Source organism: Pseudomonas sp. MYb2, assembly GCF_002979955.1.
Lineage (GTDB): Bacteria > Pseudomonadota > Gammaproteobacteria > Pseudomonadales > Pseudomonadaceae > Aquipseudomonas.
This window is the reverse complement of sequence record NZ_PCQC01000009.1, coordinates 147058-163021: the sequence shown is the minus strand read 5'-3', so window position 1 is coordinate 163021 and position 15964 is coordinate 147058. Positions and strand designations below refer to the sequence as shown.

Annotated in this window: 1 protein-coding gene (cut by a window edge); it reads left to right on the top strand. The window is 63.3% G+C overall.

Going from position 1 to position 15964, the window contains the following annotated elements; translation table 11 throughout:
* Positions 1–15964 carry the 3' portion of a non-ribosomal peptide synthase/polyketide synthase gene (locus tag CQ009_RS17475; RefSeq protein ID WP_105707767.1) on the top strand. The gene continues 1880 nt to the left of window position 1, outside the view, so the window shows 15964 of its 17844 coding nt (coding positions 1881–17844); its start codon lies off the left edge, out of view; it ends in the stop codon at positions 15962–15964.

Sequence of the window (15964 nt, the reverse complement as noted above, 5' to 3'; positions counted from 1 at the left end):
GCTGGTCGGGCTGGTGGCGATTCTGAAGGCGGGCGCCGGTTATGTGCCGGTCGACCCGGCGCACCCGGCCGAGCGTCTGCACTACTTGCTCAGCGATAGCGCCCCTGTCGCCGTGCTGATTCAGAACACTTTGCGTGAGCGTTTGCCGGCGCTGACGGTGCCGGTGATCGATCTCGACCCGTTGACCTGGCCGCTCAGCGAGACCCTTGACCCGCAGGTGCCGGGCCTGACCGCCGCCCATCTGGCCTATGTGATCTACACCTCCGGCTCCACCGGCCTGCCCAAAGGCGTGATGGTCGAACACCGCACCTTGTCGAATCTGGTCGATTGGCATTGCAGTGCATTTGATCTGTGCGCCGGTCGCCACACCTCAAGCCTTGCCGGCTTCGGTTTCGACGCCATGGCCTGGGAAGTCTGGCCGGCATTGTGCGCTGGCGCGACCCTGCACCTGGCACCGACTCACGAAGGCAGCGAAGACATCGATGCATTGCTCGACTGGTGGCGCGCGCAGCCACTGGACGTGAGTTTTCTGCCGACGCCCGTGGCCGAATACGCCTTCAGCCAGAACCTCGAACACTCGACGCTGCGCACACTGCTGATTGGTGGCGACCGCTTGCGCCAGTTCAGCCGCAACCAGCAGTTCGACGTGATCAACAACTACGGCCCGACCGAAGCCACCGTGGTCGCGACCTCCGGGCGAATCGAGGCGGGTGACGCCTTGCATATCGGCAAACCGGTAACCAATGCCACGGTGTACCTACTCGATGAACAGCAGCGTCCGGTGCCGATTGGCGTCATGGGTGAGTTGTACGTCGGTGGTGCCGGGGTCGCGCGCGGTTATTTGAATCGCGCCGAGCTGAGCGCCGAACGCTTCCTTCATGACCCGTTCAGTCCGTTGCCGAATGCGCGCATGTATCGCACCGGCGACCTCGCACGCTGGCGCGCCGACGGCACGATTGACTACCTGGGACGTAACGACGATCAGGTGAAAATCCGTGGCGTGCGCATCGAGCTTGGCGAAATCGAAACCCGCCTCAATCAGTTGCCCGGCATTCAGGAGGCCGTGCTGCTGGCCCGCGAAGATGAACCGGGCCAGCCGCGTCTGGTGGCGTATTTCACCGAGCAGAGCCAGGTCGAACCGCTGGCCGTGGCCGAGTTGCGCGCGCATCTGTTGACCCAGTTGCCGGACTACATGGTGCCGGTGGCCTTCGTCCGCCTCGACGCGTTGCCGTTGACCGCCAATGGCAAGGTCGACCGCAAGGCCCTGCCAAAACCCGAGCGCGCGGCGTTGTTTACCCGCGAATACGAAGCACCGCACAACGAGCTGGAAAGCGCCTTGGCGCAGATCTGGGCACAGGTGCTGCACGTCGAGCGAGTAGGGCGTCAGGATCACTTCTTCGAACTTGGCGGCCATTCACTGTTGGCGATGCGCATGGTGTCCCAGGTTCGCCAGCGTCTGGGCGTGGAACTGGCGCTGAGCGATCTGTTTGCCAACGCCGAACTGGCAGCGGTCGCCGAGGCCGTGGCACAGGCCGGGCGCAGCACGCAACCGGATATTGTCGCGGTGGTCCGCGACGGCGCCTTGCCGCTGTCGTTCGCTCAGCAACGCTTGTGGTTTCTGGCGCAAATGGAAGGCGCCAACACCGCGTACAACATTCCCATCGGCCTGCGTCTGCGTGGCAGTCTCAATGAACAAGCCCTGCAACAGGCCTTGGCGCGCATCGTCGCGCGGCATGAAACCCTGCGCAGCCGTTTCGCCCAGTACAACGATGCAGCGCAAGTGCTAATCGCCCCGGTCGACAGCGGTCTGCTGCTGCGCATTGAAGACCTGCGCCAGCTCCCGCAAGCCGACGAGACCTTAGCGGCGCTGATTCAGGGTGAAGCCTCGGGGCCGTTCGATTTACAGGACGATGCGCTGATTCGCGGACGGCTGGTGCGGCTGGCCGACGATCATCATGTGCTGTTGCTGACCCTCCATCACATCATCTCCGATGGCTGGTCGATGGGGGTTTTGACCCGTGAACTGATGGCGTTGTATCAGGCCTTCAGCCACGGCCAGCCTGATCCGCTAGCGCCGCTGACGCTGCAATACAGCGATTACGCGGTGTGGCAGCGGCGCTGGCTCAGCGGTGAGGTGCTGCAGCGCCAAAGTGAATACTGGCAACAGACCCTGGCCGGCGCGCCGGCACTGTTGACGCTGCCGACTGACCGCGTGCGCCCGGCGCAGCAGGATTACGCCGGCAGCACCGTCGACGTGGTGCTCGACGAACGCTTGAGTGCCGGTCTCAAGGCTTTGGCCCAGCGTCACGGCGTGACCATGTACATGCTCATGCTCAGTGCCTGGGCGAGTCTGCTGAGTCGTTTGTCCGGACAATCCGAGGTGGTCATCGGTTCGCCGGTGGCCAACCGCACGCGGGCCGAGATCGAAGGCCTGATCGGCATGTTCGTCAACACGCTGGCCTTGCGTATCGATACCTCGGGCGAGTTGAGCAGCGAAGCGCTACTGGCGCAGGTCAAAGCGCGGACGCTGGATGCGCAGGCGCACCAGGACCTGCCGTTCGAACAAGTGGTGGAAATCACCAAGCCTGCGCGCAGCATGGCGCACAGTCCGTTGTTTCAGGTGATGTTCAGTTGGGACAGCGGCCATGGCGCCAGTCTGAGTCTCGGCGATCTGACCCTGGAAAGCGTCGCCGAACCGAGCCACTTCGCCAAATTCGATCTGTCGCTGACGCTGGCAGACGCGTCGGGCGGGATTCGTGGTGTGCTGGAGTACGCGATTGCCCTGTTCGACGAAGCAACCATTGAACGTTATGTCGGCTACTTCCAGCGACTGTTGCAGGCCATGGTCAGTAACGATCAAGCGGTGCTGGAGCAGGTGGCATTGTTGGACGACGACGAGCGTCAGCGTCTGCTGGTGGATCTGAACGCAACCGCCGTCATCCACGATCTTGAGCAGACCGTTCACGGCCGCTTCGAAGCGCAGGTCTTGCGCACGCCTGACGCTGACGCGGTGGTGGCCGGTGAGCAGCGTTTGAGCTATGCCGAGTTGAACCGCCGCGCCAACCGCCTCGCGCATCACTTGCGCCAGTGCGGTGTGGGCTGCGATTCGCGGGTGGCAATCTGCGTCGAGCGCGGGCCTGAGCTGCTGGTCGGTCTGCTGGCGATTCTCAAGGCCGGCGGCGCTTATGTGCCGCTGGACCCGGGATATCCCGCCGAGCGTCTGGCTTACATGCTCGAGGACAGCGCGCCCGTGGCGGTGCTGGTGCATGCACCGACGCGCGCGCTGATCGGCGAGTGGGCCGGCGTGTTGGTCGATTTCGACCAGTGCACCTGGCGAGACCTTGCGCAAAGCAATCCGCAGGTACCGGGTCTGAGCGCCGCGAACCTGGCTTATGTGATTTACACCTCCGGTTCCACCGGCACACCGAAAGGCGTGATGGTCGAGCACCGCAACCTGGGCAATTTGCTGCACTGGAGCGCCAGCCTGTGTCCGCTGGCGACCGGCGCTGCGCTGTTGCAGAAAACCCCGTTGAGTTTCGATGCTTCCGTATGGGAGCTGTTCTGGCCGTTGACCTGCGGCATGCGCCTGGTCCTCGCCGGCCCGGACGATCATCGTGATCCCGCCGCGCTGGTGCAGCTGATTCGTCAGCAACAAATCAATGTCATCCAGTTCGTACCGGCGCTGTTGCAGCAATTCCTTGAAGTGGAAGAGGTCGGCGAGTGCCGTAGCCTTAGCGATGTGTTCTGCGGCGGCGGTGAGCTGACTGGTGCGTTGGTGCGCAGCGTCCGCGAGCGTCTGCCGCAGGTACGCCTGCACAACGTTTATGGCCCGACCGAAGCCACCGTCGACAGCACGGTGTGGACGCTGGAGCCTGATTCGCCGGTTCTGGAGAGCACGCCGCCGATTGGCAAACCGTTGTGCAATACCCGCGTGTATGTCCTCGACGCTCATCAGCAACCGGTGCCATTCGGCGTGGTCGGCGAGATCTATCTGGGCGGTGTGCAGGTGGCGCGGGGCTATCTGAATCGACCTGAGCTGACGGCCGAACGCTTCCTCGACGATCCGTTCAGCGATCAGCCAGGCGCGCGTTTGTACCGCACCGGCGACGTCGCACGGTATCTGGCCGATGGCAACATCGAGTACCTGGGACGCAATGACGATCAGGTCAAGATCCGTGGTTTGCGCATCGAACTGGGTGAGATTCAGGCACATCTGGCGCACATCGACGGCGTGCGTGAAGCGGCGGTGCTGGCCCGTGAAGACGTGCCGGGTGATCAGCGCCTGATCGCGTACTACAGCGGCGAGCCGTTGGACATCGATCAACTGCGCAGCGAACTGCTCAAGCACTTGCCGGACTACATGGTGCCTGCCGTGTTTGTGCATCTGCCGGCCTTGCCACTGAGTCCCAACGGCAAACTGGATCGCCAGGCCTTGCCGGCCCCTGACCCGTCGGCGCTGCTGACCCGCGCCTACGAAGCCCCGCTCGGTGAAGTCGAAACCGTCATTGCCGGTATCTGGGCCGAGTTGCTCAAGGTCGAACGGGTAGGGCGCTTTGATCACTTTTTCGAGCTGGGCGGCCATTCGTTGCTGGCGGTCAATCTGGTCGCGCGCATGCGCCGCGCCGGCCTGTCGGCGGATATTCGCGTGCTGTTCGGCCAACCGACGCTGGCCGCACTGGCGGCGGCAGTGGGCGGGGAGCCTGAAGCGGCGGTGCCGGCAAACCTGATTCCGGCCGATTGCCCGCGCATCACGCCAGAACTGCTGCCGCTGGTGGCGCTGGATCAAGCGACCATCGACCGAGTCGTCGCGAGTGTCCCCGGCGGCGCGCGCAACGTGCAGGATATCTACCCGCTGGCGCCGCTGCAGACGGGCATCCTGTTCCATCATTTGTCGTCCGCTCAAGGTGATCCGTATGTGCTGCAAGCGCAGTTTGCCTTCGCCGATGAACAGCGATTGCAGGCCTTCACCGAAGCACTGCAACGGGTGATCGAGCGCCATGACATTCTGCGTACTTCGCTGTTCTGGGAAGGCCTTGAAGAGCCGGTGCAAGTGGTCTGGCGTCAGGCTTCGCTGAGCTGCGAGGCCTTGGCGCTGGATGCCGAAGCGGGCGATGTGCTGAGCCAGTTGCGTGGCCGATTCACCATCGATAACTATCGCATGCCGGTCGCCGAGGCACCGCTGATGCGCGTGGTGTACAGCCGTGATGTGTCCAATCAGCGTGTGGTGGCGTTGTTGCTGTTCCATCATCTGGTCATGGATCACGTGGCGCTTGAGGTGTTGCAGCATGAGATGCAGGCGTTTCTGCTGGGCAACGCAGCTCACTTGAGCGAGCCGGTGCCGTATCGCAATTACGTGGCGCACACCCAGGCCGGTCTGAGTGAGCAAGAGCACCAAAGCTTCTTCCGCGAAATGCTCGGCGCAATCGATGAACCGACCTTGCCCTACGGTCAAAATCTTGCCCATGACGGTCCCGCGCAAGAAGCGCAGTTGACGCTGGAAAACACACTCAGCCACAGCGTCCGGCAACAGGCACGGCGCTTGGGTGTCAGCGCCGCCAGCCTGATGCACCTCGCCTGGGCGCAGGTGCTGGGGCAATTGTCCGGGCGCGATGCCGTGGTGTTTGGCACGGTGTTGCTCGGCCGATTGCAGGGCGGTGAGGGATCAGAGCGCGCGCTGGGTGTGTTCATCAACACCTTGCCGCTGTGCATCGAGCTGAACGCTCACAGCGTCAAAGGCGCCGCACTGGCGACTCATGAACGCTTGAGTCAGTTGCTGGCCCATGAACATGCGCAACTGGCGCAGGTGCAGCAATGCAGCGGCATGCCGACGGGCACGCCGCTGTTCAGCACGCTACTTAATTATCGTCATAGTGCCCCGGTCGGGCCGATATCTGCCGAGGTGCAAGCGGCGTGGCACGGCATGCAATTGCTCGATGCCGAGGAACACACCAACTATCGCCTGACCCTCAGCGTTGACGACCTCGGCGAAGACTTCCGCCTGAAGGTATTGGCCGGGGCCGGCATTGATGCGCAGCGCATCTGCGGGTACATGCAGGGTGCGTTAAGCGCGTTGCTTGATGCGCTGGAGCACACGCCGCACGTGGGTTTGGATCGGTTGTCGATCCTGCCGGCAGCAGAGCGCGAACAGTTGCTGGTGGATTTCAATGCGACCGAAGCCGACTACCCGCGCGGGCTGACGATTGCCCAGCGCTTCGAATCGCAGGTCGCCGAGCGTCCGCAAGCGGTGGCGGCGATGTTTGCCGGGCAGCCGCTGACTTACTTGCAGCTCAATCGCCAGGCCAATGCGTTGGCGCATCACTTGATCGCCATCGGGGTGAAAGCCGATGACCGCGTGGCCATTGTCGCCCGTCGGGGTCTGGACACACTGGTCGGGCTGGTGGCCATTCTCAAGGCCGGTGCCGGCTATGTGCCGATCGATCCGGCGCATCCCGGCGAGCGGATCAGCTATTTGTTGAGTGACAGCGCGCCGGTTGCGGTGCTCACGCAAAGCGATCTGCACGAGCGACTGCCGGTGCTGAGCGTGCCAGTGATCGATGTCGACCTGTGTGGGTGGCCGGCGCAGGCGCAGCACAACCCTGCGCTGCCGAACTTGAGCGCTGCGCACTTGGCGTACGTGATCTACACCTCCGGTTCGACGGGTCTGCCCAAAGGGGTCATGGTCGAGCATCAGACGCTGTCCAACCTGATCGACTGGCACTGTGAAGCGTTCGACTTGCACGCCGGCAGCCACACCTCAAGCCTTGCCGGGTTTGGGTTCGATGCGATGGCGTGGGAAGTCTGGCCGGCCCTGTGCGCGGGTGCGACCTTGCACCTGGCACCGACTCATGACGGTGCTGAAGACATCGATGCGTTGCTCGACTGGTGGCGTGCGCAGCCGCTGGACGTGAGCTTTTTGCCGACCCCGGTCTCCGAATATGCATTCAGTCAGAACCTCGATCACCCGACCTTGCGTACCTTGCTGATCGGTGGCGATCGCTTGCGTCAGTTCAGCCGTCAGCAGCGCTTTGCTGTGATCAACAACTACGGCCCGACCGAGGCCACCGTGGTCGCGACTTCCGGGCGTATCGACGTCGGTGCGGCGTTGCACATCGGCCAACCGGTGGCGAACGCGGCGATTTACTTGCTCGATGAGCAGCAACGCCCGGTGCCAATGGGCGTGATGGGCGAGTTGTACGTCGGTGGCGCGGGCGTGGCGCGGGGTTATCTGAACCGCGCCGAGCTGACGGCCGAACGTTTCCTGCGCGACCCGTTCAGCCGCACGCCGAATGCACGCATGTACCGCACCGGTGACCTTGCCCGCTGGCGCGAAGACGGCTCGCTCGACTACTTGGGACGTAACGACGACCAAGTGAAAATCCGTGGCATGCGCATTGAATTGGGTGAAATCGAGACCCGCCTCAATCAGCTCACCGGGATCAACGAAGCAGTGCTGCTGGCCCGCGAGGACCTACCCGGTCAGCCGCGACTGGTGGCGTATTTCACCGAGCAGGCCGAGATCGAACCGCTGGCGGTGAGCCAATTGCGCGCACAGCTGTTGACGCAGTTGCCGGACTACATGGTGCCGACGGCGTTTGTCCGGCTCGAGGCTTTGCCGCTGACCGCCAATGGCAAGGTCGACCGCAAGGCGTTGCCGAAACCGGATCTGGCCGCACTGCCCACCCGCGAATACGTGGTGCCGCAAGGCGAGCTGGAAACCGCACTGGCGCAGATCTGGGCCGAAGTGCTGCAAGTCGGACAGGTCGGCCGTTACGATCACTTCTTCGAACTCGGTGGCCATTCGCTGTTGGCGATGCGCATGGTCTCACTGATCCGTCAGCGCCTCGGCGTCGAACTGGCGCTGAGTGAGCTGTTTGCCGACGCGCAATTGAGCGCAGTCGCCGAAGTATTGAGCCGTGCCGGGCGCAGTACGTTCCCGGACATTGTGCCGGCACCGCGTGATCAAGCGCTGCCGATGTCCTTCGCCCAACAACGTCTGTGGTTCCTGGCGCAGATGGCCGGTGGCAACTCGGCGTACAACATCCCTGTCGCCTTGCGCTTGCGCGGTCACCTCGACGTCGATGCCTTGCAAAAGGCGCTGGCGCAGATTGTGGCCCGTCACGAAACCCTGCGCAGCCGTTTCATCCCCGTCGACGACACCGCGCAGGTGTCGATTGCCCCGGTCGACAGCGGTTTGCTCTTGCGCGTTGAAGACCTGTACCAAGACTTGCAGGCAGAGCACACCTTGCAGGCATTGATGGCGCAGGAAACCTCGACAGCGTTCGATTTGCAGAACGACTCGCTGATTCGCGGGCGGCTGGTGCGTCTGGCCGACGAGCATCATGTGCTGCTGTTGACCGTGCATCACATCGTTGCCGACGGCTGGTCGATGGGCGTACTGACCACTGAGTTGATGGCGTTGTATCAAGCGTTCCGTCAGGGACAGCCTGACCCGTTGCCAGCCCTGACCCTGCAATACGGCGACTACGCCGTGTGGCAACGGCACTGGCTCAGCGGTGAAGTGCTGCAGCGGCAAAGCCAATACTGGCAGCAGAGCCTCGATGGCGCGCCGGCCTTGTTGACGCTGCCCACCGATCGCCCGCGACCGGCGCAACAGGATTACACCGGTGCCAACCTCGAAGTGCTGCTGGACCCGCGCCTGAGTGCAGGGCTCAAGGCCTTGAGCCAACGTCATGGCGTGACCCTGTTCATGACCGTGATGAGCGCCTGGGCATCGCTGATGAGTCGCCTGTCCGGGCAAACCGATGTGGTGATCGGTGCGCCGGTGGCCAACCGCAGCCGCGCCGAAGTCGAAGGCTTGATCGGCATGTTCGTCAACACGCTGGCCTTGCGTATCGACACCTCGGGGGCACCGAGTGTCGAAACGCTATTGGCGCAGGTCAAGGCGCGAACACTGGAGGCGCAAGCACATCAGGATCTGCCGTTCGAGCAAGTGGTGGAGATTGCCCGACCGCTGCGCAGTCTGGCGCACAGCCCGTTGTTCCAGACCACGTTGAACTGGGACAGCAGCGTCGGTCCGCAATTGGCGCTGGGCGAGCTGACACTTGAGGGCGTCGCCGGTTCGGGCGATGTCGCCAAGTTTGATCTGACGCTGACACTGGGCGAGGTCAACGGTGTGATTCGCGGTTCGCTGAACTACGCCACGGCGCTGTTCGATGCGCTGACGATCGAGCGGTACATCGGGTACTTGCAGCGCTTGCTTGAAGCGATGATCAGCAGTGATCAAACGGTGTTGGAGCAGGTGCCGTTGCTGGCAGCAGATGAGCGTCAGCGCTTGCTGCGGGACTTCAACGCCACGGCGCGTGATTACCCGCAAACACTGACCGTGCACGGTGTTTTCCAGCAGCAGGCAGCGGCGCATCCCAAAGCGGTGGCGGCGGTGCATGGTGCGCATTCGCTGAGCTACTTTGAGCTGAATGCCCAAGCCAACCGTTTGGCCCATCACCTGATCGCTCACGGCGTGCAAACGGGCGACCACGTGGCGATCCTGCTGCCGCGTTCGCTGGAACTGCTGGTGGCGCAACTGGCCATTGCCAAGTGTGCGGCGGCGTACGTGCCGCTGGACATCAATGCGCCGAGCGAACGCCAGGCGTTCATGGTCGAGGACTGTCAGGCAGTGGCGCTGCTGACCTTGAGCAGTGAAATCATCGCCTACGCCGCGCCGCGCATCGATCTCGACACGCTGACCCTCAACGGCCAGCCGACGCACAATCCGAATCTTGTGCAGTCCTCCGAGACGCTGGCTTACATCATGTACACCTCCGGTTCCACCGGCACGCCGAAAGGGGTGATGGTGCCGCATCGGGGCATTGGGAGGTTGGTGCTCAACAACGGATACGCCGATTTCACTGCGCAGGATCGCGTGGTGTTCGCCTCGAACCCGGCGTTCGACGCCAGCACCATGGACATCTGGGCGCCGCTGCTCAACGGCGGTCGCGTGGTGGTCATCGACCATCAAACCCTGCTTGATCCGAATGCCTTCGGCCGTGAACTGAGTGCCAGCGGCGCGACGATCCTGTTTGTCACCACCGCGCTGTTCAACCAGTACGTGCAACTGATTCCGCAGGCGCTCAAGGGCCTGCGGATTCTGCTGTGCGGCGGTGAGCGTGGCGATCCGGCGGCGTTCCGGCGACTGCTGGCCGAGGCCCCGGCATTGCGCATCGTGCATTGCTACGGCCCGACCGAAACCACCACCTACGCAACGACGTTCGAAGTGAAGGAGGTGGCTGAAAATGCCGAGAGCGTGCCGATTGGCGGCCCCATCGGCAACACGCAGGTGTACGTGCTCGACGCGTATCAGCAACCGGTGCCGATGGGCGTGACCGGTGAGCTGTACATCGGCGGGCAGGGCGTGGCGCTGGGTTACCTGAATCGACCGGATCTGAGCGCCGAGAAATTCCTCCGTGATCCGTTCAGCGAAACACCGGGTGCGCTGCTCTACCGCACCGGCGACCTCGCGCGCTGGCTGGCGCCGGGGCAACTCGACTGCATCGGCCGCAACGACGATCAGGTGAAGATCCGTGGCTTTCGCATCGAACTGGGGGAAATCGAAAACCGCCTGCTGAACTGCCCGGGGATCAAGGAAGCGGTAGTGCTGGCGCGCCGCGACGGTCAGGACGCCACGCGTCTGGTGGCGTACTACACGGCGCACGATAGTGTTTTGGACAGCGCCGAACTGCACGCTCAGTTGCACGCTCGACTGCCGGAATACATGGTGCCCACCGCGTGGGTGCAACTCGATGTCTTGCCGTTGAACAACAACGGCAAGGTCGACCGCAAGGCACTGCCGGCGCCGACCCAGGAAGCGCTGCTCAGTCGGGTTTACGAGGCACCGGCCAATGCACTGGAAACCCGCCTCGCACGGGTCTGGGCCGAGGTGTTGCAGGTCGAACAGGTTGGTCGCCACGACAACTTCTTCGAACTCGGTGGTCATTCATTGCTGGCGATGCGCATGCTGTCCCAGGTGCGTCAGCAGCTGGGCGTGGAACTGGCGCTGGCCGATCTGTTTGCCAACCCGGAGCTGGCGGCGGTCGCTCAGGTCCTGGGTCAGGCCGAACGCAGCACCTTGCCCGAGATTCTGCCGGCACCGCGAGATCAGGCGCTGCCGCTGTCGTTCGCCCAGCAACGCTTGTGGTTCCTCGCACAGATGGACGGCGGCAACACCGCCTACAACATTCCTCTGGGCTTGCACCTGCGTGGCCGACTCGACGCCGTGGCCCTGCAACGGGCATTGGCGCGAATCGTTGCGCGCCACGAAACCCTGCGCAGCCGTTTCGCGCAATTGAACGACGAAGCACAGGTGCTGATCGCTCCGGTCGACAGTGGCCTGCCGCTGATCGAGGAAGATTGGCGGCAACAGCCGCAGACCGACGAGGCCTTGCGCACATTGCTCGAAAGGGAAGCGCGCGGGCCGTTCAACCTGCAGGATGAGCCGCTGATTCGTGGACGTCTGGTACGTCTGGCCGATGATCACCATGTGCTGTTGCTGACGATGCACCACATCATCTCCGACGGCTGGTCGATGGGCGTGCTGACCCGCGAACTGATGGCGCTGTATCAGGCGTTCAGCCATGGCGAGGAGGATCCGCTGCCGCCGCTGACCCTGCAATACGCCGACTACGCGGTGTGGCAGCGGCGCTGGCTGAGCGGTGAGGTGCTGCAGCGCCAGAGCGATTACTGGCAGCAGACACTGGCCGGTGCGCCGGCGTTGCTGAGCCTGCCGACTGACCGTCCGCGTCCGGCACAACAGGATCACCACGGCGGCAGTGTCGAAATCGTGCTGGACGAGCAGACCAGCGTCGGTCTCAAGGCGTTGTGTCAGCGTCACGCCGTGACGCCGTACATGGTCATCATGAGTGCCTGGGCGATGTTGCTGGCTCGCTTGTCCGGACAGTCCGATGTGGTGGTCGGCTCGCCGGTGGCCAACCGCACTCGCGCCGAGATCGAGGGGCTGATCGGCATGTTCGTCAACACGCTGGCTCTGCGTATCGATACCTCGGGCGATCTGACAGGCGCAGCGCTGCTGGCGCGGGTCAAGGCGCAGACCTTGGCGGCGCAGGCGCATCAGGATCTGCCGTTCGAACATGTGGTGGAAATCACTCGACCGTTACGCAGCCTTTCTCATACACCGTTGTTCCAGACTCTGCTGAGCTGGGACAGCAGCGTTGCGCCCGCTTTGGCACTGGGCGGCCTGACGCTGGAAGGCGTCGCTGGGGAAAATCACTTTGTGAAGTTCGACCTGTCGTTGAGCCTCGGTGAAACTCTGCAAGGGGTTCGCGGCTCGTTGCGCTATGCGACGGCGTTGTTCGATGAGTCGACGGTGCGTCGTTTTGTCGGTTACTTCCAGCGTTTGCTGGCGGCGTTGGTCAGTGATGATCAGGCTGTGTTGGCGCAAGTCGGGCTGCTGGCGGCGGATGAGCAGCAACGCCTGCTCGGCGAATTCAATGCGACGGCGGTTGATTGCCCGGTCGAGGAGCCGATTCAGAGCCTGTTCGAAGCGCAGGTGCAGCGTCAGCCGGATGCCATTGCCGTGCAGATCGGCGAACACAGCCTGACTTATCGCGAACTGAATGCCCGCGCCAACCGTCTTGCGCATCATCTGCGCGAGCAGGATGTGGGGCCGGATGCGCGGGTGGCGCTGTGCGTCGAGCGTGGACTTGATCTGGTGGTGGGTTTGCTCGGCATTCTCAAGGCCGGTGGCGCTTATGTGCCGCTGGATCCGGCTTATCCGGCGGAGCGCCTCGACTACATGCTCAGGGACTGCGCGCCGGTGGCAGTGCTGGTGCAGACGGCGACCCGATCGCTGTTCGCCGCGACCGATGCGCTGCTGATCGACTTTGATCAATGCACTTGGCATGACCAGGCAGACAGCAATCCGCAGGTGCCCGGTCTGAATGCTTCGAATCTGGCGTACATGATCTACACCTCGGGTTCGACCGGCACACCAAAAGGCGTGATGCTTGAACACCGTGGCCTGTGCAATCTGGTGTATTGGGGCTCGCAGATCTGCCCGCCGACCACAGACGGCGCGCTGTTGCAGAAAGCGCCTTTCAGTTTCGACGGGTCGGTGTGGGAGTTCTTCTGGCCGCTGACGGCGGGTGTGCGTCTGGTATTGGCACGGCCGGGCGGTCACCGGGAACCGGCGTATCTGGCGCAAGTCATTCGTCAGCAACGCATTACGGTGGTCAAGTTTGTGCCGGCGTTGTTGCAGCAGTTTGTTGAACTGCAGGACGTCAGTGAATGCACCAGCCTCACCGATGTGTTCTGTGGTGGCGGCGAACTCACGGCGGCACTGGCCGCTGCTGTGCGCCAGCACCTGCCGTGGGTGCGCCTGCATAACGTGTATGGCCCGACCGAGGCCACGGTCGACAGCACGGCGTGGACGCTGGAACCGCACATGCCGGTACCATTATCTGAATTGCCAATCGGCAAGGCTATCTGTAACACCCGACTGTATGTGCTCGATGCACACGATCAGGCTGTGCCGCACGGCGTTATTGGCCAGTTGCACATTGGCGGTATCGGCGTGGCACGCGGTTACAGGGGACTGCCGCAGATGCAGGCCGAGCGCTTTATCGACAGCCCGTTCGTAGCCGGTGATCGCTTGTACCGCACTGGCGATCTAGTGCGTTACCGCGCCGACGGTAACCTCGAATTCCTCGGGCGTAACGACTTCCAGGTCAAGCTGCACGGCTTGCGTCTGGAACTCGGTGAAATCGAAGCGCGGTTGATTCAGCACCCGCAGGTGCGCGAGGTGGTGGTGCTGATGCGCGACGAGCGACTGGTCGCGTATTTCACTGCGGTTGATCGCCGTGCTGTGCCGGCGATCGATACGCTGCGCGCGTTCGTCCTCGAGCAGTTGCCCGAATACATGGTACCGGGCGCGTTTGTTGCGCTCGACGTCTTGCCGTTGAGTCCCAACGGCAAGATCGACCGCCAGGCGCTGCCGGCACCAGGCCTCGACGCCGTGCTCAGCCGGCACTACGAAGCGCCTCAAGGTGAGGTCGAAACCTTGCTGGCGCGGGTCTGGAGTGAGGTGCTGAATGTCGAGCAGGTTGGACGTCACGACAACTTCTTCGAATTGGGCGGGCATTCATTGCTGGCGATTCGTCTGGTCAACGTGCTGCAGCGGGCGGGGCAACAAGTGACGCTGGCGGAGCTGTTCCAGCGGCCAAGCATCGAGGCGCTGGCCGCGCTGCTCAGTCAGCGCAGTGGTGTGCCCGAGCAGCCGGAAGGACTGGTCGTGGTGCGACCGGGCGAGGGCGGCAATGCGCTGTTCCTGATCCATGAATTCAGCGGTCGGGATGTGTATTTCCCGGCATTGGGGATGCACATCGAGGGGCAGTTTCCGATTTACGGTTTGCCCGGTGTGCCGTTGGGGCAGCCGCAACTGCGCACCCTTGAATGCATGGCGGCGCGGATGGTCGGGATCATGCGCTCGGTGCAGCCGCACGGGCCTTACCGTCTGGCCGGGTGGTCGTTTGGTGGCTTGCTGGCCTATGAAATCGCACAGCAATTGCTCGGTCTCGATGAGACGGTGGCTTTTGTCGGCCTGCTCGATACCTACGCCCCGCACTCGGCCAGCCAGGATAAAACCCGCTGGAGCGGCGAGCATCGTGACAAGCGTCAATTGCTCGAACATTGTCGGGCGCGTTCGCAGATGCTTGGTGAACAAGGGCTGCAAGCGTTGGCTGATGTCGAAAGGCTTGAGGCTGAAGTCGAACTCATTGCGTTCGATGAACTGTTCCAGCGCTGCTGCGAACAGCAATTGCCTGACCCGGAACTGGCCGCACTGACGGCGGCGCAAGCCTGGAGTTACTTCGATCGTGAGGCCGCTCATGGCCTGGCGCTGGCGCATTACCGGGTCAGCCCGGCCAGTCAACCGGTGCACTTGTTCCGCGCTCAGTCACTGATGCCGGGGCAGGCACAGCCGAGTCCGACCCGTGGTTGGGAGAACAAGGTCGGCAGCGGTTTGCTGCGCTGCATCGATGTGCCGGGGGATCACCGCAGCATGATGAAAAAACCGGATATCCAGGCACTCGGCCAGGCCTTGAGTCAGGCCATGGCCGCTGCGCAGGCCCCGCAACCACAGGCTTATCAACCCGTGTTGACGATCCAGAGCGGGCACGCCGGGCATGCGCCGATCTTCTGCGTGCCGGGGGCGGGCGACAGTGTCACCGGGTTCATTCACCTGACCGAAGCACTGGGCCCGGAATGGCCGATTTTCGGTCTGCAACCGCGCGGGCTCGATGGCAGCGGCGTGCCGCACAGTTCGGTGGAAGCGGCGGCGAAGTGTTATCTGCACGCCGTCGAACAGCTGTATCCGCAGGGCGCGGTGCACCTGATCGGCCATTCGTTCGGCGGCTGGGTCGTGCATGCCATGGCCGTGCAATTGCAGGCGGCGGGGCGTGAAGTGGCGTCCTTGACCCTGATCGACAGCGAAGCACCCGGTGGCAACGGCACGGCGGGCAAACCGTATACGACGACCGCCGCGCTGGAGCGTTTGATCGAGACGTTGCAACTGTCCAGCGGCAAGTCGTTGGGCATCGATCCGCTGGTGTTCGCCGAGGCTGACGACGCTACGCAAATGTCCCTGCTGCACGAGGGCATGGTGCGCGCCGGTGTGCTGTCTGCGCGTTCGTCAGCGCAGGCGATGCACGGCCCGGTACGTACTTTCGCCACGGCACTGCGCACGGTCTATCAACCGCAACTGGCCTACACCGGCCCAGTGCGGCTGGCGCTGGTCGATGACCCGACGCTGGACGCGTGGGGCAATCAGCGCGAGCAGGCGGCGATGGTTGAAGGCTGGCAGCGCCAGGTCGCGGACTTGGCGGTGTGGTACGGGCCGGGCAACCATTTCACGATTCTCAAGGCGCCCAACGTCTTCAGTTTCGCAGCGTGGTGGCATGACGGCCGGAAAGTGCCGGCGGGCGAAATATTGTCCTGA